This window comes from Mesorhizobium sp. 131-3-5, from assembly GCF_016756575.1.
GTDB classification, from domain to species: domain Bacteria; phylum Pseudomonadota; class Alphaproteobacteria; order Rhizobiales; family Rhizobiaceae; genus Mesorhizobium; species Mesorhizobium jarvisii.
In genome coordinates, this window is the sequence record NZ_AP023254.1 from 5,503,519 (window position 1) to 5,525,923 (window position 22,405).

A 22,405-nucleotide genomic window follows, 5' to 3' on the forward strand; every position below is an offset into this window, starting at 1 on the left:
ACCGCCACGAACGGACGATCAAATCACCGCCATGCAAAGCTTGAAAATCCTGTTGCTCGGCGCCGCCATCGGATCGGCGAGCGTTCTCCCTGCCTCGGCCTCCTCGTCCGCCTGGTACAACAGCGAAGGCGGCAAGGTGCGGCTGGTGACATCAGGCAAAGCCGACGAGGCCGGCCGCATCCAGGGCGTTCTCGACATCGCGCTCAAGCCGGGTTGGAAGACCTATTGGCGTGATCCGGGCGACGCCGGTGTGCCGCCACAGCTCGATGTTTCGGCCAGCACCAATATTGCCGATGCCACACTCTCGTTTCCGGCACCCCAACGCCACGACGACGGTTATGGCAAATGGGCAGGCTACAACTATCCGGTTTCGCTGCCGGTGGTGTTCAAATTGTCGGCAGCGAAGGATTCGGCCGTCATCGACGCCGACGTCTTCCTCGGCATTTGCGAAACGATCTGCATACCGGTGCAGACGCGGCTGACGGTCGACCCTGGTTCCGACCCCGACAATGCAGACGATGCAGCCCTGGTGAAGGCAAGTTTCGCGGCATTGCCGGCGCCCGCAAGATCGGATTTCGGCATCAATGTCCTGCCGGGCGATCACGAGACGCTGGTTGTCGAGGCGAATTTTCCCGGTGACCCCGACGCGGCGGATTTCTTCGTCGCCGGCGAGCGGGATTACATGTTCGGCGCCCCTTCCCGCAGCGAAAAGGACGGCAAGCTGATCTTCACCGTGCCGATCCTCGACCGCCCCTCGGCAACGCCAACGGATGGCGGACTTCACTACACGCTGACGAGCTCGGCGGGCGCCGTCGAAGGGCTGCTGCCTTTCCCTTGATCCAGCTCGCCCGAACGGTTGCAGGACGCCGCCGAGTTCGCTACGCAAGCATGCATCCTTCCTTCCCATTCCCCAAGCGAGGAACTCATGACCATTTCCGTCGGCGACAAGCTGCCCGAGGTAACCTTCAAGACGATGACCGACGACGGCGCCAAGACGATCACCTCAGCCGAGATTTTCCCGGGCAAGAAAGTGGTCCTGTTCGGTGTTCCCGGCGCCTTCACACCGACCTGCAGCAACAACCACCTGCCCGGCTATCTCGAGAACCATGATGCAATCCTGGCACGCGGCGTCGACACCATCGCCGTCGTTTCGGTCAACGACGTCCATGTCATGGGCGCCTGGGCACGCTTCACCGGCGGTGAGGGCAAGATCCTGTTCCTCGCCGACGGCAGCGGCGATTTCGCCAAGGCGGTCGGCCTCGACAACGACCTTTCCGCCGCCGGCATGGGCCTGCGCTCGAAGCGGTTTTCGATGATCGTCGACGACAGTAAGGTCACCGCGATCAACGTCGAGACCAAGCCGGGTGTCGACGAGTCCGGCGCGGCCCATATTCTCGGGCAGCTCTAGGCGTCAACGGTCGCGTCGGGCGACGCCGCAAGGCTGACCTCGCCCGACGACCGCTTGCACCCCAGAACTGCCGGCTTTCGGGGGGATCCCAACGATGTTTGACGTCTTCTGGCGTGCTGTCGTGATCGGCATCGGCGCCACGGTGCTGATGGATCTCTGGGCAATCCTGCTCCACAAGGCATTTGGCCAGCCACGGCCGAACTGGGGACCGGTCGGTCGCTGGGTCTGGCATCTCACCGACAAGGTCTTTCACGATGATATCGGCGACGCGGCACCCTACGCGCACGAAGTGGCGCTGGGCTGGGCATTTCACTATTTCGTCGGCATCGTCTACGGCATCATCCTGGTCGTGCTGACTGGAACGGGCTGGCTTGCCGCGCCGACCTTCCTGCCGGCCTTTATCCTCGGGATCGTCACCGTCGGCGCCGGTTGGTTCCTGTTGGCGCCCGGCATGGGTGCCGGATGGGCAGCCTCGAGGCGGCCCAATCCGATGCGGATCCGGGCGCTGAACCTGGTGGCGCACACGGTCTTCGCGCTCGGGCTTTGGGGCACAGCGCTGCTGATGCGCTAGCTAGACAGCTAGAACAGACGGTTCAGATCCCGCCGCCCGTCCACCACACGGACAACCCACTCGACAGGGCCGTCGTCGGTGTTGGAATCGTTTCGTAGAGCAGTACAAACGGCGCCTCCACCAGCATTCGTGCGGAAGGCCTGATGTCCGGTCGCCTAACACCCATGCGCGGCTGGTCTGCCAGTTGCATGGCCCGCGCTTCCAACCGATCATAGTAGCGATCGGCCGCCCGTATGTTTTCGCTGCCTATCGTCACGTAGATGTCGATGAGGTCCGTCCTGGCTGCGGGTGACCAAACCAGCCTAACGGCCATTCGACGAGGCTTCCGTCAGCTTTCGCCGGGCTTCCTTCCGCAACGCGTCGAAATCCACAGGCTCCGGTGGGCCGCTTGCCTTGCCTTCATCTCACCGTTGCCTCAGCCGGCGAATATTGTCATGCCGCAATTCACGCTTGGCCTGCCAATCCCGCACCGCTTCACGCACAATCTCGCTAGGGGTGGCATACTCGCCGGCTTCCACGGCCTCTCGCACGGCAGCTGCCTGTTGCGGCGTCACAGCCACGCTCATTTTTTCCACGTTAGCCATGCTGAGTCCTTATGGCATTGCTCTATGGTAGGAAATTTTACTCCCATCCATGTACTTGAGCAACCGCGACGGTGCCTGACTGTCCTAGCCTATGCGTACTTGGTCAAGGTAGCCTGTCGATCGGCCGCCACCCATGGATGACGCGGCGGGCGCCGATATCGTAGGTAAAATAGTTGCCGCCGCCGGCCGGTTGGTCCGCCTTGCGGCTGATCTCCCGCCCGTTAAGCGACAGCAATAGGAGCGTTCCAACGCCTCCATGGCCCACAAAAGCAATGTCATCAGCGTCGTTGCCGTCGAGTACGACTGCGACCTCGCTCACGATACGGTGCTGAGCATCGATGGCCCGCTCCCACCCGCGAATGCTTTCGTGCGGGTTGGCGAAGAACTGGTCGGCGACTGCTTCGAACTCCGGCGGCGGCAGGAAGCCGGTCGCGGACCGGTCATTCTCATGCATCCGCTCCCTGACCTCGACCGCAAGGCGGAGATGACTTGCCAGGATTTCGGCCGTTTCTATTGCCTTGCGTTCGCCCGACGACACGATGCGCCGGATTGCACCGACCCATGGCTGATCGAGCATGGCAACAGCTGTCGCCCGCCCGACATCGGACAGCCCCCATTCCGGCACGGGAATGGCGGCATCGATCTGAACCTGGGGATGCGTGACATAGTAGAGGATCGGCACGATCGAGGTTCCTGCCTGAAAGTGGACCGGCCGCCGGAACTCAATAGCTCTGGGTCGAACGACGCGCTTTCGTGGCCACCGGCTGCTTGGGCTGGGCATCCGGCTTCGGCGCTGATACCGCCGGCTTGAAAGAGCCCTTCTTGAACGGCGCCATGCCTTCCCGCGCGAGCTCGTCGGCACGCTCGTTCTCGGTGTGGCCGGCATGGCCCTTCACCCAGTTCCAGGTGACCTTGTGGCGTCGGTTGGCTTCATCCAGCGCCTGCCACAGTTCGCCGTTCTTGACCCGCTTCTTGTCGGCGGTCTTCCAGCCGTTCTTCTTCCAGCCATGGATCCATTTGGAAATGCCGTCCATGACATATTTGCTGTCGGTGTGAAGCTCGACCGTGCACGGCTCCTTCAGCGCATTCAGCGCCGATATGGCCGCCAGCAACTCCATGCGGTTGTTGGTCGTTTCGGCCTCGCCACCGGAAAGTTCCTTGGTGGTGCCGTTGAAGCGCAGGATGGCACCCCAGCCGCCAGGGCCGGGATTGCCCGAACAGGCGCCGTCGGTGAAGATTTCAACCTGTTTGCTCATGATACCCCATATCAGGCCAATCCATATTCCGAAGCAGATTTGATCGCCCGATGGAACCGCATCCGCCTGATATATTCGGTGGGGTCGCGTTTCATGACCAGGCCGCCATCGGGAACGGTCAGCCAGTCGTAGAGCCGGGTCAGCATGAAACGCAGCGCCGAACCGCGAGCCAGGATGGGCAGTGCCGCCTTTTCCTCTTCGCTCAGCGGGCGCACGCTCTGATAGCCGGCGAGCAGTGCCTTGCCCTTGGTGAGGTTGAAGGAGAAATCCTTCTCGAAACACCAGGCGTTGAGGCAGGTCGCGACGTCGTAGGCATAGAGGTCGTCACAGGCGAAATAGAAATCGATCAGGCCCGACAGCTTCTCGCCCAGGAAGAAGACGTTGTCCGGAAACAGATCGGCATGGATGATGCCCGCCGGAAGGCCCTTCGGCCAGTTGCGCGCGAAATCGGCGAAGTCGGCGTCGACCTCCGCCGCCAGGCCTGGCTCGACCTCGTCCGCCCGGTCGCGGGCTGCGTTCCAAAGCTTGCGCCAACCGTCGATGGCGAGCGCATTCGGGCGGGTCATCGGAAAATCGGCACCGGCCAGGTGCAAGGCGGCCAGCGCTTTGCCGACCTCGGCGCAGTGCGTCGCCGTCGGGCGCCGCAGCGAAAGCCCTTCGAGAAAGGTGATGATGACGGCCGGCCGGCCGGCCAGCGTGCCGATGACGCTGCCATCATGCGCGGTCACCGGCAGCGGGCAGGACACGCCCTTGTTGGCGAGATGGCCCATCAGCCCGAGGAAAAACGGCAAATCCGCCTTCTCGACCCGCTTTTCATAGAGCGTCAGTATGTAGGAGCCGCTGGAGGTGTGCAGCAGGAAGTTGGAGTTTTCCGTGCCTTCGGCGATGCCCTTGTAGGACAGGAGATCGCCAACAGGATAGTGCTTCAGGAAAGCGCCGAGTTCGCCCTCCGCAACGTCGGTATAGACCGCCATCTGCCTTACGCGGCCCCATTGACGAAGGCCATATCGGCCGGCGTCAGTTCGACATCGCGCAGTACCCGCATGACCGGAAAATCCTCTGTTTCGGTGGCCGTGATGGCGAGGTCGATGGTGACATCGAAGCGCTGGCGAAACGCGTCGATGATCTCGTCGACGATGATCTCCGGCGCCGATGCCCCAGCCGACAGGCCGAGCGTCGAAATGTTGCCGATGTCATTCCACGGAATCTCGGCTGCGCGCTGCACGAGAAGCGACATTGTGGCGCCGGCACGCTCGGCCACTTCGACAAGGCGCCGCGAATTGGAGGAATTGGGAGCGCCGACGATCAGGTAGAGATCTGCGCCAGGGGCGGTGTCCTTGACCGCTTCCTGGCGGTTGGTGGTTGCGTAGCAGATTGATTCCGCCGCCGGCGCATACAGATCGGGAAAGCGCTCCCGCAGCGCACGGATAATGCCGGCGGTGTCCTCGACTGATAGTGTGGTCTGGGTGACGAAGCCAAGCGCCTTCGGATCGGCGGTCACGAGCCTGGCGGCATCGGCCTCGGTCTCGACCAGCGTGACTGCGCCGTCCGGCAACTGGCCCATGGTGCCGATAACCTCGGGGTGCCCGGCGTGGCCGATCAACAGCACATGGCGGCCAAGCCGCTGATGGCGCATCGCCTGTTTGTGGACCTTGGAGACCAGCGGGCAGGTAGCGTCGAGATAGAACAGGTTGCGCGCCTGCGCGTCCGCCGGCACCGATTTCGGCACGCCGTGCGCCGAGAAGACGACCGGCGACTGCCGGTGTTCGGCCGGGATCTCGGAAAGTTCTTCAATGAAGACGGCGCCGAGGCTTTGCAGCCCTTCGACAACGTAACGGTTGTGCACGATCTCGTGGCGGACATAGACCGGCGCGCCGTATTTCTTCAGCGCCAGCACGACGATCTGGATGGCACGGTCGACGCCGGCGCAGAAACCGCGCGGCTGGCAGAGCCGGATCGTCAGCGGAGGCTTGTTGGTTGTCTGATGCATTAAATCCTGGCCGGTTCGTCAGCGCCGAAATGAGGTGCCTAGCCCTGCCCTGTCAAGGGCGTCGGTAGAAAGGGGCGTCGCGCGCGGTCATTCTTCTTTCGCGGGACGGCGAAGCCGCAGGATGAGCACTGCGGCCAGTGCCGCGGCAAGCCCATACCAGGTCATCGCATACTGCAGATGGCTGTTCGGCAGGTCGATGATGGTGACACCGCCGATCGGCAGACCGCCGGGATTCGGCGTCTTGTCGGCATCGATGAAGATCGGCACCAGCGTGAACCCGGCCGGCAGGCCGGCGCTCGCCGCCATGGCGTCGCGGTCCTTCCAGTAGAAGATGTTCTTTGCCACGTCATTGTCGGGAAGCATCATCGACGGCTTTGCCGGCAACGGATTGCGGGCAAGCCCGGTGATGGTCACCTTGCCTGGGATCTGCCCCTTGGCGCGCTTGGCCGGGTCTTTCAGATCATAGGGTATGAAACCACGATTGATCAGCACGAAGCGGCCATCATCGAGGGCAAGCGGCGTGTAGACGTTGAAGCCGGCATCACCTTCCCAGGTCGCGTAGAAATGCCGTTCGCCCGAATGCAGGAACGTGCCGGAGACCGTGACCGGCGTGTAGTCGACGTCGCCGGTGGAGGCGAATTCCTTCTCGACTTCGGCCAGCGGCAGCGGCGCAGAATGCGTGCGCTGGTCGATGGTCTGCAGGAGACCTTCCTTCCAGTGCAGGCGCTGGACCTGCCAGGTGCCGAGCGCCAGCAGGATCAAAAGCAGCACCAGGCCAAGGCCGAGCAGCAATGCCGATCGTGGCCGCGAACGGCCGGCACCTTTGATGGCTGCCTCGCTCATTCGCCGCGGTCCAGCCGGCCTTCGGCCGCCTTGTTGGCATATTGGAGAGTGAGCAGCACGCCCTTGATCAGCCGCAGCGCCGTCAGGCACAGCACCAGGGCCAGCGGGATCCAGACCAGCAGATGCAGCCACAGCGGCGGGCTCAGCGTCACCTCGACCCAGAGCGCCAGGCCGACGATGATGAAGCCGATGATCAGGATGACGAAGACCGCCGGTCCATCGCCCGCATCGGCGAAGGAATAATCGAGGCCGCAATTGACGCAGCGTTTGCCGACGGTGAGGAAGCCGGAAAACAGCCGCCCTTCGCCGCAGCGCGGGCAGCGGCCGTGCAGGCCGGCCGAAATCGGATCGATCGGAGGCCAGATCGCCTTGTCTTCACTCATCGCTACTGCTCGATCTCTATCGGTGTCCCATCGGCCACCATTGCCCAGATTTCGTCCATGTCGGAGTCCGTAACGGCAATGCAGCCATCAGTCCAGTCGACCAATTGAAGCAGCCAGCCCCACCAGCCGAAACCATTGGGTTGGCCGTGGATCATGATCATGCCACCGACGTCGACATTGCGCGCCTTTGCCGCCACCAGATCGTCGGCACTGGGATAGGAGATGTGGATCGATCTGTGCGCGATGCTGTTGGGGTTGCGCCAATCGAGCATATAGCGCCCCTCGGGCGTGCGCTGGTCGCCCTCCTGTTGCTTATGGCCGACGGGATCCCCGCCAAGCGCAATGCCGTAGCGGCGCACGACCTTGCCGTCGCCGATCAGTTCCAGTAGCCGCTCCGCCTTGTGGACACGCACCAGATCGACCTGCTCAGCCGCAAAGGCCGGAAATGCCAGGAGGATGAACGCGCAAATCGCCCAGGGAATTGTCTGCCGCATTGGCAACCGATCGGCGATCATTTCGCCGAAAAGAAGAAGGCGGCCACGTCGCCGCGGCCGCCTTCTTGAAATCAAAATCCCAAAGGCCGGATCAGTGGCCTTCGATCACCGCACCAGCCGATCCCCAGACATAGATCGCCGAGAACAGGAACAGCCAGACCACATCGACGAAGTGCCAGTACCAGGCGGCCGCCTCGAAGCCGAAATGCTGCTTGGGGGTGAAATCACCCTTCATCGCGCGGATCAGGCAAACCAGCAGGAAGATGGTGCCGATGATGACATGGAACCCGTGGAAGCCGGTCGCCATGAAGAAGGTGGCGCCGTAGATGGAATCCTTGAAGCCGAACGGAGCGTGTATGTACTCGTAGGCCTGCACCATGGTGAACAGCATGCCGAGGCCGACGGTCAGCACCAGGCCGTTGATCAGGCCCTTGCGATCGCCATGGATAAGCGAATGGTGCGCCCAGGTGACCGTGGTGCCCGACAGCAGCAGGATGATGGTGTTGTAGAGCGGCAGGTGGAAGGGGTCGAGAACCTCCATGCCCTTCGGCGGCCAGACACCACCGGTAAATGTGTGGCGCGCATAGTTCTGCACCTCACCGGCAAAAAGGCTGGCGTCGAAATAGGCCCAGAACCAGGCGACGAAGAACATCACCTCAGACGCGATGAACATGATCATGCCGTAGCGCAGATGCAGCGACACGACACGCGTGTGATGGCCCTCATGCGCTTCCTTGATCGTGTCCGACCACCAGGCGAACATGGTGTAGAGGACGATCACCAGGCCGATGAAGAACAGCCACGGATTGGCGATGTTGTGGCCGAAGATCGGGAAGGAGCCGCCCTTCAAATACTCCATGAGGCAGACGCCGCCAAAGGCGGTGACGAGTGCGCCTACCGATCCCAGGAAAGGCCATGGGCTCGGATTGACCAGATGATAGTCATGCTGTGGTTTTGCGTGCGCGTCTGCCATATCAACCCCCGAGATTTGCTTCGGTATCTGAAACTGTCTTGCTGGTGCCTTGTACCGGCTCCGAAGAGGCAACCGGCTTGTTCTTCTCGGCCGGGAACATCGTGTAGGACAGCGTGATCGTCTTCACGTCCTTCAGTTCCGGCACATTCACGATATCGGGGTCCACGTAGAACAGGACCGGCATGTCCAGCGTCTCGTCAGGCTTCAGCGACGTATCGGTGAAGCAGAAACACTCGACCTTGTTGAAATACGGGCCCGCCAGTTCCGGCTGCACGTTGAAGGTGGCGCGGCCGGTGACGGGGCGATCGAACTTGTTGGTCGCCTGATAATGCGCCTGCACGGTCTCGCCTATCTTCATGGTCATTGAGCGCTGGACCGGCTGGAATTCCCACGGCACACCGGCAACATTGGCGTCGAAACGCACGGTGATCTCACGGTCGAGCACACGGCCGGCATACTGCTTCTCGACACGTTGCGTCGTGCCGCCATAGCCGGTCGCCTGGCAGAACATTTTGTAGAGAGGCACGGCGGCATAGGCCATGCCGATCATGCCCGTGAAGAAGGCAAGGCACACCGCAGCGACGATGCGGTTGCTGTTCTTGCCGGCCGGTTTTTTGGACGTCTCGACGCTCATCACATCGTGCCCAGATTGTGGCCGAACTTGATGATCGTGGCGATGTAGAAAATGACCACAAGCACCGCCAGCGCCACGCCGATCGCAATGGATCGGCTTCGCTGGGCCTTCCTCTGACGCTCGGTCAAGGTGACCGTCTCAAGCTTTTCCTCGACCATGATCATGTCCAACCCATGGCAAGCGCGCGTTCGACAACGCTGTCGGCCAGGTAGGCAGCGAAGATGACGAAGAGATAAAGCAACGAATAGGCGAACAGCGCCTTGGCCGGCTTCATGGCGCGGTCGTCGTCGGCCATACCGAGCACTTTCCACGCATACCAGACAAAGCCAACCCCAAGCAGCATGGCGGCCACGCCATAGAAAGGCGTCGTGTAGCCAAGCAGCCACGGCGCCACGCCGACCGGGGCCAGCACCAGTGCATAAGCGAAAATCTGACGGCGGGTCGACGCGTGGCCGGCGACATTGGGCATCATCGGGATGCCCGCACGCTCATAGTCCCCCGACTTGAACAGCGCGAGCGCCCAGAAATGCGGCGGCGTCCACAGGAAGATGATCAGGAACAGGACGATGCTTTCGAGGCTGACCGATCCGGTCACCGCGGCCCAGCCGATCACCGGCGGAATGGCGCCGGCCGCGCCGCCGATGACGATGTTCTGCGGCGTCCAGCGCTTCAGCCACATCGTGTAGACGACGGCATAGAAGAAGATGGTGAAGGCCAGCAGCGTTGCCGACAGCCAGTTGACCAGCACGCCGAGCGTCATCACCGACAACACCGACAGCACCAGGCCGAAGCTGAGCGCCTCGTGCGGCTGGATGCGGCCGGACGGCACCGGACGGCTTGCGGTTCTGGTCATCACCGCGTCGATGTCGGCGTCGTACCACATGTTGAGCGCGCCCGAGGCGCCGGCGCCAATGGCGATGGACAGGATGGCGATCACAGCCAGCAGCGGGTTGATGGTCACCGGGGCGGCGACAAGCCCGACAAAGGCCGTGAACACTACCAGCGACATGACGCGCGGCTTCAGCAGGGCGAAGAAATCGCCCGCCGTCGCTTCCGACATGCGGAAGCCCGCTTCGTCAATGCTGGTTTCGTCGACTAGGGCCATGCGTACTCAGTCCATCATTCCGTTGGCCAAAACCGCCGGCGGACCGGCGGTTTTGTATTCGGGCGGGAGCCGCCTTACTTGATCTTCGGCAGCTGCTCCCACTGGTGGAACGGCGGCGGCGAAGGCAGCTGCCATTCGAGCGTGGTGGCACCCTCGCCCCATGGGTTGGCGCCGGCGATCCGCTTCTTCTGGAAGGCTTCGAACACGCCGTAGAGGAAGATCACCACGCCGACGGCCGAGATATAGGAGCCGATCGACGACACGTAGTTCCAGCCGGCAAACGCGTCCGGATAGTCGATGGTGCGGCGCGGCATGCCGGCCAGGCCAAGGAAGTGCTGCGGGAAGAAGATCAGGTTGACGCCGACGAAGGTGACCCAGAAGTGGGTGTTGGCGATCACGGGCGAATACATGTAGCCGGTCATCTTGGGGAACCAGTAGTACCAGCCGGCGAAGATGGCGAACACCGCGCCCAGCGACAGCACGTAGTGGAAGTGGGCGATGACGAAATAGGTGTCGTGCAGCGAGCGGTCGAGGCCGGCATTGGCCAGCTGGACGCCGGTGACGCCGCCGATGGTGAACAGGAAGATGAAGCCCAGCGCCCACAGCATCGGCGTCTTGAACGAGATCGACCCGCCCCACATCGTCGCGATCCAAGAGAAGATCTTCACGCCCGTCGGCACCGCGATGACCATGGTGGCAAAAACGAAGTAGCGCTGCGTGTCGAGCGACAGGCCGGTCGTATACATGTGGTGCGCCCAGACGATGAAGCCGACGGCGCCGATCGCGACCATGGCGTATGCCATGCCGAGATAACCGAACACCGGCTTCTTCGAGAAGGTCGAGACGATATGGCTGATGATGCCGAAGCCCGGCAGGATCAGGATGTACACTTCCGGATGGCCGAAGAACCAGAACAGGTGCTGGAACAGCAGCGGATCGCCGCCGCCATCGGGGGCAAAGAAGGTGGTGCCGAAATTGCGGTCGGTGAGCAGCATGGTGATGCCACCGGCCAGGACCGGCAGGGACAGCAGCAGCAGGAAGGCAGTGACCAGCACCGACCAGGCGAACAGCGGCATCTTGTGCAGCGTCATGCCCGGAGCGCGCATGTTGAAGATGGTGGTGATGAAGTTGATGGCGCCGAGGATCGACGAGGCACCGGCGATGTGGATCGACAGGATCGCCAGATCCATGGCCGGGCCCGGCTGACCCGAGGTCGACAGCGGCGGATAGAGCGTCCAGCCGCCGCCGACACCGTAGGCGCCCGGCGCACTCGGCACGAACATCGAGGTGAGCAGCAGGATGAAGGCCGGCGGCAGCAGCCAGAAGGAGATGTTGTTCATGCGCGGGAACGCCATGTCGGGCGCACCGATCATGATCGGCACCATCCAGTTGGCGAAGCCGCCGATCAGCGCCGGCATGACCATGAAGAAGATCATGATCAGCGCATGCGCGGTGGCGAAGGCATTGTACATGCTCTTGCCGCCGTCGACCGCCGCGTCACCGTTCATGCCGTAGACCATCTGCGCCAGACCGCTGAAGATCTGGATGCCAGGCTCCTGCAGCTCCATGCGGATGGCGACCGACAGCGCGCCGCCGATGATGCCAGCCATGATCGCGAAGATCAGGTAGAGCGTGCCGATGTCCTTGTGGTTGGTCGAATAGACCCAGCGCACCCAGCCATGATAAGGCTTGTGGTCGTGGCTGTCGTGAGCTGCAGCGTCTGCCATGTTCCGCTCCGTTCCCTAAATCTTGCTAACCCGCGGCATCAATTGCCGGCGGCCGCTACCTTGTTCTGGCCATCGACCTCGGCCATCAGCGTCTTGTTGGCGCCGGGCAGATCGGTCTTGGCCGCAGCCAGCCAGGTCTTGAACTGCGCGTCGGAGACGACACGAATGGCGATCGGCATGAAGGCATGGTCCTTGCCGCAAAGCTGCGAGCACTGACCATAATAGAGGCCTTCCTTCTCCGCCTTGAACCAGGTCTCGTTGGTGCGCCCCGGAATGGCGTCGATCTTGATGCCGAAGGACGGCATGGCGAAGGAGTGGATCACGTCGGTCGCGGTGACGAGCACGCGCGTCATAGTGTTGACCGGCACCACCAGCTCATTGTCGACGGCGAGCAGGCGCGGATAGACCTTGCGATCCTCCTTGCCAGCCTTGGCGCGGTCGCCATCCTGAAGGATGGCCGAATTGAAGGAGAGCGTGTTGTCGGTCTGGTATTCATAGTCCCAGTTCCACTGGTTGCCGGTCGCCTTGACGGTCAGCTTGGCTTCCTCCGGCGGAGTGTACTGCGCGGTCAGGAGCTGGAATGAGGGGATGGCGAGACAGAGCAGGATCACGACCGGGCCGACGGTCCAGATCACCTCGATCAGCGTGTTGTGGCTGGTCTTGGAGGGAACCGGGTTTGCGCTCGCGCGGAACCTGACGATGCAGTAGGCGAGGAGAAGTAGCACCAGAATGGTGATCGGGACGATGAACCACATCGTGTAGTTCCCGAACCATTCGATCTGCCGCATCATGTCGGTCGCCGGCGCCTGGAAGGTCGTCTCCCACGCCACGGGCTGGTCTGCATGGGCGGACGTGACCGCGAAAAGCGCGGTGGCAGCCCCAGCACTGGCTAGAAACTTGGCGTCTGCTAGGAAATTTCTCATCGCCCTCTTCGTCTCCCAGTTCCTCGCGGCGGTGCCAACGAGAATAACGAACAATGCCGGGACGGGAATCCCGACAGTCTCAAACTGGTTCAAACCATACTCTTTTTCCCTCCGCAAGAAAGGAGCGGAGGAAACTGTGCGGCATTTTTGCGCGCAAGGTGAGACGGCTCTTCCGGGGCAGCGGCGATGGCGGCGAATCGCGTATGTCCGGCAGGCTGCTCGCCTCATGTTGGCGAGGTGCGCGATGCGTCGTAATTCAGGCGAATTTGACAGAGAAAAGCGCTGTATTGCCTGTTTCGGGACAGTTCGGCAGCGGTCTCGTCCTTTACTTGGCATTGGCGCGGCTTAAAGTGCCGTGATTCGCAATGGAGCCGTCATGAACTCTTGGCTTTCGAGACTGGGGCATACGAGACCGGAGCTTTCGAGCACCTTGGTCAAGGCCATGTTTCTTGCCGCTTTGTCCGCGGCCGGTCTGTTCGTGGCCGGTCAGGCCAATGCCGCCCAGCCGAGCGGCACGGTGCGCTCGACGCATGGTGCCTGGTCGATCATCTGCGACACGCCGGCGGGCGCCACCTCCGAACAATGCGTGATGATGCAAAATGTCGTCGCCGAGGACCGTCCGGAGATGGGGCTGTCGGTGGTCGTGCTGCGCACCGCCGACAACAAGGCCGAGATCCTGCGCGTGCTGGCGCCGCTCGGCGTGCTTTTGCCGAACGGGCTCGGCCTCAATGTCGACGGCAAGGACATTGGCCGCGCCTATTTCGTGCGCTGCTTCCAGGACGGCTGCTATGCCGAGGTCATCCTCGAAAAGCCGTTGCTCGACACGCTGAAGACCGGCACGTCGGCGACGTTCATCGTCTTCCAGACGCCGGAAGAAGGCATCGGCATCCCTGTCGACCTCAAGGGTTTTGCCGACGGCTTCGCCGCCCTTCCCTGATCCCGAGCTTGGGCAGAACCAGGTTCTGACGCAGCTCTCCTGAATGCCGCATCTGAATGCCGCATCGGCTGGCCGTCGTCATTCGCCGACGCCGATCGTCATTGCCGATTGTGCGAGCGCGGCTTCGCGCCTACATCGGGGGAAAGCAATCTTCCCACGGACGGACGCGCCATGAACAGCCTGATCGGCCAATTCGATATTTCCGACGATCGCATAAAGCAGATCGTCGCCGACACCATCAACGGCGCCGACGACGGCGAACTGTTTCTCGAATACAGCGAGAGCGAGGCGCTGATGTTCGACAATGGCCGGCTGAAGACCGCCAATTTCAACACCGACCAGGGCTTTGGCCTGCGTGCCGTCGCGGGTGAAGCCAGCGGCTACGCCCATTCGAGCGACCTCTCCGAAGCCTCGCTGCTGCGCGCGGCCGCTGCGGTCTCGACCGTCAAGGGCGGCTATTCCGGAACGCTTGCCGCTGCCCCTGCCCGCACCAACCGCCATCTCTACGGCGACGAGAACCCGATCCCCTCGCCCTCCTTCGAGGCCAAAGCGAAGCTGCTGCAAGAAATCGACGCCTGGCTGCGCGCCGAGGATCCACGCGTGCGCCAGGTGACGGCCTCGCTCGCCGCGTCCTGGCAGCATGTCGAGATCGTGCGCGCCGACGGCCAGATGGTGCGCGATATCAGGCCGCTGGTCCGCATCAACGTCTCGGTCGTCGTCGGCGACGGCGACCGCCAGGAAAGCGGCTCCTACGGCATGGGCGGACGCAAGGCATTCGGCGACTTCCTGATCGAGGACAGCTGGAAGCATGCCGCCAAGGAAGCGCTGAGGCAGGCGCTGGTCAATCTCGAGGCCATCCCAGCTCCGGCCGGCACATTCGACATCGTGCTGTCCAGCGGCTGGCCGGGCGTCATGCTGCACGAGGCCGTCGGGCACGGGCTGGAAGGCGATTTCAACCGCAAGAAGACCTCGGCCTTCGCCGGCCTGCTGGGCCAGCAGGTCGCCGCCAAGGGCGTCACCGTCGTCGACGACGGCACCATCCCGGAGCGGCGCGGCTCGCTCACCGTCGACGATGAAGGCACGCCCTCGGCCCGCAACGTGCTGATCCAGGACGGCAAACTGGTCGGCTACATGCAGGACCGGCAGAACGCACGACTGATGGGCATGAGAGCCACCGGCAACGGAAGGCGCGAAGGCTACGCGCACCAACCGATGCCGCGCATGACCAACACCTACATGACGTCAGGCGACATGGAACCGGACGAGATCATCGCCTCGGTCAAGAACGGCATCTACGCCGTCTCCTTCGGCGGCGGCCAGGTCGACATCACCTCAGGCAAATTCGTGTTCGGCTGCACCGAGGCCTACATGATCGAGAACGGCAAGGTGACGCAGCCGATCAAGGGCGCCATGCTGATCGGCAACGGGCCCGACGCCATGCACCGCGTCTCGATGGTCGGCAACGACATGAAGCTCGACAATGGCATCGGCATGTGCGGCAAGGCCGGACAGGGCGTGCCGGTCGGCGTCGGCCAGCCGCATCTCAGGATGAACCAGATGACGGTGGGCGGCACCAGGGTTTGAGGCTCGGGCCGTTCCGGTAACATCGCCCGCCAAAGTGATGTTTCCGAGTTGGGGCGGCCTGACAATGTCCCGATCCAAGATCGTCATCCTGACGGGCGCCGGCCTTTCGGCGGAATCGGGCGTCGCGACCTTTCGCGATCCCGATGGCGTCTGGGCCAAATTCAACCTTGAGGACGTTGCGACGCCCGAAGGCTTTGCTCGCGACCCCGCCAAGGTGCAGGATTTCTACAACATGCGGCGGCGGCAGATGGACAGTGTCGGGCCGAACGCCGCCGAGGAGGCGCGCGCCGCCGGCGCCGTGACGATCGAACTCAACCTAAAGTGCGCCGGCTGGGCCTCCCGCTTCGACGAACAGTTGGAAGGACCGGCGACACAAGTGGTGCCGGCTTTCGTGGGGCGGATTCTTTCGGGCGTCGGCTGACAGCCCGTGTCGCCTCGGAAATCGGGGCGATCAATATCCGCGTATGTCGAGAGAGGAACCATGATGGTCAACGGAAAAAAGCTCAAAGCCGTCAGTGCATCCGATGATCAAGTCACACAAGCTGCTCCGGTCCTTCCTTTAACGCGGCCTGAGGACGTGTTCGCGTCCCTGCCCCGGAGGGCCAAACCGAAGACGCTGGGAGAAATGGATGCGGGGGGCTCGCCGAAGCACCCCGACGCCGCGTTAGCGATTGATGCCAATCAGATCGTCCGCGATCATCACCTTGAAGTGAACACAATTCGCATTAGGAAATTAGTAACTGTTAAACTGCCTGGGCTGCCTTTTTGCGCACGACGCAGCACCAGTTCCTCGTTGCGATGGTGGTTTCGGCAATGCGGCATTCTTCGGTCCTGACTTCGTCAATCCTGCTTGGCTTGGTTTCGTTGATCGGCGCGACAGCGCTGCAAGCCGCTCCGGCATCAGCACAGTCGACGTGGTTCAAAGTACGATCGACGCAATCTTCTGCCGTCACGGTCGGTGGTCCTACCAGCGTCCCCTACGGCTGGGTCGATTTCTGCCATCGCCGGCCAAAAGAGTGCAAGGTGCCCGCTCTGCCGGCCACAAACGTCAAGCTGACCGCGCAGAACCTGCGCACTCTGAAGCGGATAAATCAAAAGGCGAACAGTTCCATCAAGCCCGTCAGCAATTTCGACCACTGGGGCACGATGGCGGACCACTGGGATTACCCGGTTGACGGTAAGGGTGACTGCAAGATCTACGCACTCTACAAGCGCAAGCTTCTTCAGGAGGCCGGGTTCCCCCGGCAGGCGCTGCTGATGACCGTGGTGCACGACCTCGACAATGAAGGCCACACCATCCTGACGGTGAAAACCGACAAGGGCGATCTGGTCCTGGACAATCTGGTCGACGAAATCAGGCCGTGGAACGCGACCGGCTACTACTTCGTGAAACGCCAGTCGCAGCAGAACCCGAATATCTGGGTGTCGATCAACCAGCGGGGCGGCACGCCGCAGACCCTCACGAACGTTGCCAAGCTCGTAGATTGAGCAACCTTTATGGCCGTAGCAGTCCAGGCGCCACCGACGTCCGATGAGTTTCAGCGCTCGGGATGAAGGAATTGCCGCCAGCCTAGGCTGGCGGCAATAGCCGAAATCAGCTGTTGATCAGGTGGCCTTGCCACCGTTCTTCTTGCAATCGGCCCGGAACTTCTCGCGCGCCTTGCCGTGGAGCTTCTTGGCGTCCGCGAGTGCGGAACATTGCTTGGAAATCGCGGTCTTCTCCGGCGTCATGGCAGAGGCCGCCGATTTCTTCGCCGGGGCGGCCGTGGTGGCGGCCGGGGCAGCCGTGGTCGTGGTCGCTGCTGTCGTCGCTGCCGCGGCGACTCCCGTCGCTATGAACCCGGCCAGGGCGATGGACGTCAGAAGGTTTGCAATCCTCATTGTGCTCACTCCGTTGAGACCCCCCGGCGCCGACTGGGTACCAGCGGGCCGAGGCACTGCGCAATCTTGGTCGTGGCCAACCACGCAGTTGTGATCTGATCGCGGTTAACCGCCACGGCCCGCCATGTTTTGTCGCCGGCCGACACGGCCGGTTACCTCACACAACGCGACCAGCGACGCGTTTCAAGCCTTTGTCTCATGCATGTCCCGACCCAGGCCGAACCACCTCTGGCCGACATGCGCTATTTCTTGCAAGCGGGCTCATTGGGGTGCCCGCAAGACGGCTTCTTGACGGCCGGCGGCTGCGGCGGCCTTGGCTGTGCCTGCCGCTGCACCTGCTGCTGCATTTGCTGCTTCGGCTGGGCGTGGAACTCCGGCCTCTGCGGCCTGGGCTGACCCTGCACCTTCAGCTGCGGGTTGCCGTTGTTGACCTTGAATTTCTGCTGGACATTGCCACCTCCATTTCCGTTGGCAGGCAAACTGTGGAATTTGGGACCGTTGCCATTGCCCTGTGCCCCATTGCCTTGCCCATTGGCCTGACCGTTCGTCTGGCCGCCGCCCTGATTGTGAAGCTTCTTGAACTTGCCGCTGGGCGGGTTCTGGCCTGAATTCTGGCCAATAAGCGCTGGTGGGTTGTTCACCCCATTCGCCGCGGACGTGCCGTTGACGCCCGGGATCTTGCGCAACTTGGCATCCTTGCCGGTCTTGCCGGTACCATTCTGGCCTTGCCCATTGCCCTGGCCATTGGCCCCGTTTTGCCCATTAACCACCGGGTTGCCGGTCACGGCGTTTCCACCTGCCGTGGCCTGATTGTTCAGGAGCTTCCTGGACTTGTTCTTCGGCAGGTTCTGTCCATTGAGCACCGGCTTGCCATTGACGAGCGGCAGCGTGTTGCCGTCGGCGCCGGGCAAGGCATGACCCGTCCGCTTGTCGGCAGGCAATGTCTTCGACAGCGGCGTGACACCGCCCGGCTGCTGCCCACCCTGCCCCGGCTTCGGCGGGAGGCCGCCCGGGTTCTGCTTCGGCAGATTCGGGTTGTTGGGCAGGTTCTGCCCATTCAGCACCGGCTTGCCATTGACGAGCGGCAGCGTGTTGCCGTCGGCGCCGGGCAAGGCATGACCCGTCAGTTTGTTGGCAGGCAATGTCTTCGACAGCGGCGTGACACCGCCCGGCTGCTGGCCACCCTGCCCCGGCTTCAACGGGAGGCCACCGGGACTCTGCTTGGACAGCACGGTTTCCTTTTTCTGCAGGAAGGCCGGCAACGCGACCTTCGTTGCCAGCGCCGCCGCACCCAGGCCCACGGCGCCAGCAGTCAGTTTCTGGCCGGTGGTGAGGCCACCGCCCTGGTTGTTGTTCTCGTTGATCGTCGTGTTGTTGATGATCGTTGTGTTGTGGATGTTGTTGAAGATGACGTCGTTCGGCGGCGGGGAGATATCACGCGGCGGGTTCACCCAGGCAGGCACCGGCACGAAAACAGGCGTCGGCAGAAGGAAGATTCCGACTGGCGGCGGCGGCGGTGCCAGTTCAATGAAGTCGCGCGGCCGCGGCGGCAGGAAGATGACCGCCACGGGTGGCGGTGGCGCGAAATCGAATTCCGGGTCGTCGAAATAGAGCACGGGCCGGTCGACATAGACGATCTCATCGGGCGGTGGCGGCGGCACGTCGTAGGCGTAGACGGTAAAGCCCTGCGGCGGTTCAAGCGCGGCGTCGAAATGCTCGAGCCTGCGCCTTGCGTCCCAGGCGTGCGGACCGTGCGGATAGCGATCGAGATAGGACCAGTAGGCTTCGGGCGTGTCCCTCAGCCAGGTCTGGCGCCAGGTGATCGCCTCGCGCCGCGCCGCCAGGATCGCGCGCACGCGCCTGGCCATCGGATCGTGGGGATAGGCGACCAGAAAATCCTCGTAGCCACGCATCGTGTCGCGATCGACAGCCGCGATATAGGCATCATGCGCATCGAAGTCGCGGATTTCCTTGGTCCGCATGGCGCCGACCTCGGCTGACGACACCTGCTGCGGCGGGGCATCCGGCCCGCGGTCGAAGAAGACGAAAGGCTCCGTGATCTTGGAGGCGTTCCAGGGCAACTCCGCACCCTGCGTCACCTCGTTGACGCGCAGGCGCGTGCGGTCGAAAACATCACCAAGCTGCAGGCCGCCATCCCTGATCATCTCGGCAAGCGCCTGCGCATAGGCGCCGTAAGGTCCTTTGCCTTCCGGCGCGACCGTGCCCGGGGCGGCGTTGAAGGCGATCAGCATGTTCGGGTCGGGATCGACCAGTGCAAGGCCGCCAGCCAGCGGCTGGTTCGATTTGGCGAAGGAGTTTGGCCGCGCCGCATCGAGCACGACGATGTTGACCTTGGTCGGCAGCGCTGCAAGCGGCTTGGTGAGGTCGGAGATCCGCACCGCGGCCATCGGCACGTCAGCGGCGTTGGCGATCTGGGCATCGACGGGCGCGAAATAGTTCTCGCCCTCGAACTGCAGGCCCTGGCCGGCCAGATAGACAAACACCACGGCGTCGGGACCGGCTGCCGTCACCTTGGCGAGGAAATCGCGATAGGCGCCGCGCAGCGATTCCTGGTCGACGTCGCGCGCGCCGACCACGTCGAACCCCGCCGCTTGCAATGTCTGGGCAATCAGGCCGGCATCGTTGGCCGGCGTCGCCAGCGCGCCCGCCGGATAGGCGGCGTTGCCGATGACGAAGGCAAGGCGCTTCTGGCTTTGCGCCAGCGCCAGGGCTGTCGACCCGAACGCGAAAATGGAGAGGGCGAGGAAGAAAGCGAGAAGTTTCGAGACCGTCCGCATTACGATCATCCGTCAGTGAGAGTGCCGAATCTTCCGCCCCAACCGGACTAGGCTGGCACAAGAAGGCGGCTTTGCGGCGTCAATCCGGCCGCTTTGGGCCGGGAGAGGCCGAAGTGCCCAGTCTCAACGAAACGTGATCACGTGCCGGTCTCAGCCGCGCCTTCTCCTGGGCTTTTCCAGCAGGGCGACCGCCTCGACATGGGGCGACCACAGGAACTGGTCGATCGGCGTCACGCTCTTCAGTTGATAGCCGCCGTCGATGAGGATGCGCAGGTCGCGAGCCAGCGTCACCGGATTGCAGGACACCGCGGCAACGAAGGGAACATCCGAGCGGGCGATCTGCTTCGACTGGTCTTCGGCACCCGCGCGCGGCGGATCGAAGACAAGGCCGTCGAAGGCGTTCAACTCCTTGAATGTCAGCGGCCGGCGGAACAGGTCGCGGCGCTCGCCCGTCACCCGCTTCACGCCGGTCGCGAATCGTGCCCCCCGATCGAGCGCCGAGAGAGCCGCCGCATCGCCTTCCACCGCATGGACTTCCGACTTCGCGGCCAACCGCAAGGCAAAGCTGCCGCAACCGGCGAAAAGGTCGGCGACCTTCTTGGCGCGTTTCAGATGCGTGCCTACGATCTCGGCCATGGCCTGCTCGGCTGCCTCGGTCGCCTGCAGGAAGGCGCCGGGCGGCACGGCGACAGCGACGCTGCCGAACATCACCACGGGCTTCCTCGGCTCGATGACGATCTCGTCATCGATGGACAGCCTGGCAAAGCCTTGCGCCAGGACAAAATTGGAGGCGATGCGGCGCTGGTGTTCGCCGAGCTTGCCGGACTCATGCACCGCGACGTCGAGGCCGGAACCCGTCACCGTGACCGCCATCCGGAACGATTTGGTGGTGGCGCATATCAAGTCGGCGAGCGCCCTCAACCGGTCGAGTGCTGCGACGATCTCGGGCAGCGAGATCGGACATTCCGATATGGAAATGATTTCCGGTGACAAATGGCGATTGAAGCCGAGCAGCATGCCCGTCTCGCTGCGTCGGGCGGCAAGCACGACGCGGCGGCGCGTGTGCGGCGCGCAGGCGACCAGTTCGTCAATGCCGCAATCGATGCCCTTCAGGGCGTGCACCACCTTCTCGCGCTTCCACTGGCGATAGGCTTCGGCCTCGAAATGCTGGAGGGCGCAGCCGCCGCATTCGGTGAAATGGCGGCAGGCGGGTTCGATGCGCAGCGGCGAGGCTGCCAGCACCGCCATCAGCGCTGCACGATCCCGTTCGCGCGCGGCGGTAACGGTCTCGCCGGGCAGCGTGAAGGGGATGAACAGATCGCCGCTTTCGGTTTCGGCAATGCCGTCACCCTTGGCGCCAAGCTTTTTGATGGTGAAGCGCGCGCTCATCGATCCTTGATCCCACCAAGCAGGAATTCGCGATTGCCGTCGCCGCCTTCGATCGGCGACAGATGCAGGCCGAGCGAACGCCAGCCCGGAACGGCGTCCAGCCAATCCTGCAGCAGGCCAGCGACGCGGGCGGCATCGAAGGGGTCCTTCAACAGGCCGCCCTTGCCGATCGCCTCGCGACCCGCCTCGAATTGCGGCTTGACCAGAAAGACTGCGGCAGCCCCAGGTTCGGCAATCGCAAGCGCCGGCGGCAGCGCCAGTCTCAGCGAGATGAAGCTGACGTCGGAGACGATGAAATCCGGAATGCGGCCGGCAAGATCCGCGGCGGTGAGGTCACGGGCATTCAGTCCCTCGATAACCGTCACGCGCGGGTCCTTGCCGACATCGGGATGCATCTGGCCGTGCCCGACGTCGATCGCGGTGACATGGGAGGCACCACGCTCCAGCAGCACCTGGGTGAAGCCACCGGTCGAGGCGCCGATGTCGAGGGCCTCGCGGCCGGCCGGATCGAGGCTGAAGTGATCGAGCCCGCCGATGAGCTTCAGCGCCGCGCGCGAGACATAGCCTTGCGCCGGATCATCGATGGCAACAAGGCATTGCGGCGAGACGTTCTGACCGGGTTTACGGGCAATGGTGCCGTCAACCGTCACCGTGCCACGCTCGACCGCGTCGCGGGCACGCGAACGGCTGGCAAACAGGCCGCGCTGGACGAGCAGGTCGTCGAGCCGCTGGCGTGTGCTGGCTGGCAGAGGCGAGTTCATCGGCCTTCATGGCGAAAGCCGGCAGCGAAGGCAAGGACATTGGGACGGACGAAGAACATCCTCGCACGCAGGCGAATGGGTCAAGCCGCTCCGCGGCTTGCTGGAATCGCTTTGGGTCCGGCACAATGTTAGGGAGGAGAGCCGTTTGCTGTCAGAACTCGGAG

The 22,405-nt window shown here is 63.1% G+C and carries 25 protein-coding genes and 1 pseudogene; 7 read left to right on the forward strand and 19 right to left on the reverse strand.

Annotated elements, in window-relative coordinates:
• Nucleotides 1-31 precede the first annotated feature (31 nt).
• The 3 genes from JG747_RS27025 (at nucleotide 32) to JG747_RS27035 (ending at nucleotide 1,979) form a co-directional block, all read left to right on the forward strand.
• Nucleotides 32-838, forward strand: a complete 807-nt coding sequence (locus JG747_RS27025) for a protein-disulfide reductase DsbD domain-containing protein (RefSeq protein WP_019857003.1) — start codon at nucleotides 32-34, stop codon at nucleotides 836-838.
• 87 nt (nucleotides 839-925) lie between these two features.
• Nucleotides 926-1,408 (forward strand): peroxiredoxin, encoded by a 483-nt coding sequence (locus JG747_RS27030; protein ID WP_019857002.1) that lies wholly within the window; start codon nucleotides 926-928, stop codon nucleotides 1,406-1,408.
• Nucleotides 1,409-1,502: 94 nt separating this feature from the next.
• Nucleotides 1,503-1,979, forward strand: coding sequence for a DUF2938 domain-containing protein (locus tag JG747_RS27035; protein WP_202360399.1), 477 nt, complete (start codon nucleotides 1,503-1,505; stop codon nucleotides 1,977-1,979).
• A gap of 8 nt (nucleotides 1,980-1,987) precedes the next feature.
• Here JG747_RS27035 and JG747_RS27040 read toward each other — a convergent pair.
• From JG747_RS27040 to coxB, 15 genes and pseudogenes are all read right to left on the reverse strand, one after another.
• Nucleotides 1,988-2,292, reverse strand: a pseudogene (locus JG747_RS27040) (type II toxin-antitoxin system RelE/ParE family toxin).
• Nucleotides 2,293-2,383: 91 nt separating this feature from the next.
• Nucleotides 2,384-2,563, reverse strand: a complete 180-nt coding sequence (locus JG747_RS37885; RefSeq protein WP_446720601.1) for a ribbon-helix-helix domain-containing protein — start codon at nucleotides 2,561-2,563, stop codon at nucleotides 2,384-2,386.
• Between the two features lie 103 nt (nucleotides 2,564-2,666).
• Complete coding sequence (locus tag JG747_RS27050; protein ID WP_202360400.1) at nucleotides 2,667-3,245, reverse strand: histidine phosphatase family protein; 579 nt, start codon at nucleotides 3,243-3,245, stop codon at nucleotides 2,667-2,669.
• Between the two features lie 40 nt (nucleotides 3,246-3,285).
• Nucleotides 3,286-3,819: a ribonuclease HI gene (gene rnhA, locus JG747_RS27055; protein WP_202360401.1), complete on the reverse strand. Its 534-nt coding sequence runs from the start codon at nucleotides 3,817-3,819 to the stop codon at nucleotides 3,286-3,288.
• A gap of 11 nt (nucleotides 3,820-3,830) precedes the next feature.
• Nucleotides 3,831-4,793: a homoserine kinase gene (locus JG747_RS27060; RefSeq protein ID WP_202360402.1), complete on the reverse strand. Its 963-nt coding sequence runs from the start codon at nucleotides 4,791-4,793 to the stop codon at nucleotides 3,831-3,833.
• A gap of 5 nt (nucleotides 4,794-4,798) precedes the next feature.
• Nucleotides 4,799-5,809, reverse strand: a complete 1,011-nt coding sequence (gene ispH, locus JG747_RS27065; protein WP_202360403.1) for a 4-hydroxy-3-methylbut-2-enyl diphosphate reductase — start codon at nucleotides 5,807-5,809, stop codon at nucleotides 4,799-4,801.
• 87 nt (nucleotides 5,810-5,896) lie between these two features.
• On the reverse strand, nucleotides 5,897-6,652 hold the full coding sequence (locus tag JG747_RS27070; RefSeq protein ID WP_064983022.1) for an SURF1 family protein: 756 nt from the start codon (nucleotides 6,650-6,652) through the stop codon (nucleotides 5,897-5,899).
• Nucleotides 6,649-7,035 carry a DUF983 domain-containing protein gene (locus JG747_RS27075; RefSeq protein ID WP_019856995.1) on the reverse strand — a complete coding sequence of 129 codons (387 nt, stop codon included), beginning with the start codon at nucleotides 7,033-7,035 and terminating at the stop codon, nucleotides 6,649-6,651. The genes JG747_RS27070 and JG747_RS27075 overlap by 4 nt, the downstream gene beginning before the upstream one ends.
• Nucleotides 7,036-7,037: 2 nt before the next feature.
• A complete protein-coding gene (locus JG747_RS27080) occupies nucleotides 7,038-7,529 on the reverse strand; it encodes a L,D-transpeptidase family protein (protein ID WP_202360404.1) in 492 nt (163 codons plus the stop codon).
• A 91-nt stretch (nucleotides 7,530-7,620) separates the two neighbouring features.
• Entirely contained in the window at nucleotides 7,621-8,502 is an 882-nt protein-coding gene (locus JG747_RS27085; protein WP_019856993.1) for a cytochrome c oxidase subunit 3, read from the reverse strand.
• 1 nt (nucleotide 8,503) lies between these two features.
• Nucleotides 8,504-9,136, reverse strand: coding sequence for a cytochrome c oxidase assembly protein (locus JG747_RS27090; protein ID WP_202360405.1), 633 nt, complete (start codon nucleotides 9,134-9,136; stop codon nucleotides 8,504-8,506).
• Entirely contained in the window at nucleotides 9,136-9,294 is a 159-nt protein-coding gene (locus JG747_RS27095; protein ID WP_080512128.1) for a hypothetical protein, read from the reverse strand. The genes JG747_RS27090 and JG747_RS27095 overlap by 1 nt, the downstream gene beginning before the upstream one ends.
• A 2-nt stretch (nucleotides 9,295-9,296) precedes the next feature.
• Nucleotides 9,297-10,241: a heme o synthase gene (locus JG747_RS27100; protein WP_202360406.1), complete on the reverse strand. Its 945-nt coding sequence runs from the start codon at nucleotides 10,239-10,241 to the stop codon at nucleotides 9,297-9,299.
• A gap of 74 nt (nucleotides 10,242-10,315) precedes the next feature.
• Nucleotides 10,316-11,968, reverse strand: coding sequence for a cytochrome c oxidase subunit I (gene ctaD, locus JG747_RS27105; RefSeq protein ID WP_019856990.1), 1,653 nt, complete (start codon nucleotides 11,966-11,968; stop codon nucleotides 10,316-10,318).
• A gap of 38 nt (nucleotides 11,969-12,006) precedes the next feature.
• The gene (coxB, locus tag JG747_RS27110; RefSeq protein ID WP_027046617.1) at nucleotides 12,007-12,891 is read right to left on the reverse strand and encodes a cytochrome c oxidase subunit II; all 885 of its coding nucleotides are present in this window, start codon (nucleotides 12,889-12,891) and stop codon (nucleotides 12,007-12,009) included.
• A 376-nt stretch (nucleotides 12,892-13,267) separates the two neighbouring features.
• On the opposite strand from coxB, the gene JG747_RS27115 reads away from it, so the two are divergent.
• The 4 genes from JG747_RS27115 to JG747_RS27130 all read left to right on the forward strand — a co-directional run bounded on the left by JG747_RS27115 (nucleotide 13,268) and on the right by JG747_RS27130 (nucleotide 16,900).
• Nucleotides 13,268-13,828, forward strand: a complete 561-nt coding sequence (locus JG747_RS27115; RefSeq protein ID WP_027046616.1) for an invasion associated locus B family protein — start codon at nucleotides 13,268-13,270, stop codon at nucleotides 13,826-13,828.
• 171 nt (nucleotides 13,829-13,999) lie between these two features.
• Nucleotides 14,000-15,412 carry a metalloprotease TldD gene (tldD, locus tag JG747_RS27120; protein WP_202360407.1) on the forward strand — a complete coding sequence of 471 codons (1,413 nt, stop codon included), beginning with the start codon at nucleotides 14,000-14,002 and terminating at the stop codon, nucleotides 15,410-15,412.
• A 64-nt stretch (nucleotides 15,413-15,476) separates the two neighbouring features.
• Nucleotides 15,477-15,833 carry an SIR2 family NAD-dependent protein deacylase gene (locus tag JG747_RS27125; RefSeq protein ID WP_019856986.1) on the forward strand — a complete coding sequence of 119 codons (357 nt, stop codon included), beginning with the start codon at nucleotides 15,477-15,479 and terminating at the stop codon, nucleotides 15,831-15,833.
• Between the two features lie 392 nt (nucleotides 15,834-16,225).
• Nucleotides 16,226-16,900, forward strand: a complete 675-nt coding sequence (locus tag JG747_RS27130) for a transglutaminase-like cysteine peptidase (protein WP_171903324.1) — start codon at nucleotides 16,226-16,228, stop codon at nucleotides 16,898-16,900.
• A 117-nt stretch (nucleotides 16,901-17,017) separates the two neighbouring features.
• Here the strand turns inward: JG747_RS27130 and JG747_RS27135 are convergent, their stop codons facing one another.
• The 4 genes from JG747_RS27135 to JG747_RS27150 form a co-directional block, all read right to left on the reverse strand.
• Nucleotides 17,018-17,293 (reverse strand): hypothetical protein, encoded by a 276-nt coding sequence (locus JG747_RS27135; protein WP_202360408.1) that lies wholly within the window; start codon nucleotides 17,291-17,293, stop codon nucleotides 17,018-17,020.
• A 242-nt stretch (nucleotides 17,294-17,535) separates the two neighbouring features.
• On the reverse strand, nucleotides 17,536-20,100 hold the full coding sequence (locus JG747_RS27140) for a caspase family protein (RefSeq protein WP_202360409.1): 2,565 nt from the start codon (nucleotides 20,098-20,100) through the stop codon (nucleotides 17,536-17,538).
• 141 nt (nucleotides 20,101-20,241) lie between these two features.
• Nucleotides 20,242-21,480, reverse strand: a complete 1,239-nt coding sequence (locus tag JG747_RS27145) for a class I SAM-dependent RNA methyltransferase (protein WP_202360410.1) — start codon at nucleotides 21,478-21,480, stop codon at nucleotides 20,242-20,244.
• Nucleotides 21,477-22,241 carry a TlyA family RNA methyltransferase gene (locus tag JG747_RS27150; RefSeq protein ID WP_019856979.1) on the reverse strand — a complete coding sequence of 255 codons (765 nt, stop codon included), beginning with the start codon at nucleotides 22,239-22,241 and terminating at the stop codon, nucleotides 21,477-21,479. The genes JG747_RS27145 and JG747_RS27150 overlap by 4 nt, the downstream gene beginning before the upstream one ends.
• Nucleotides 22,242-22,405: the final 164 nt, after the last annotated feature.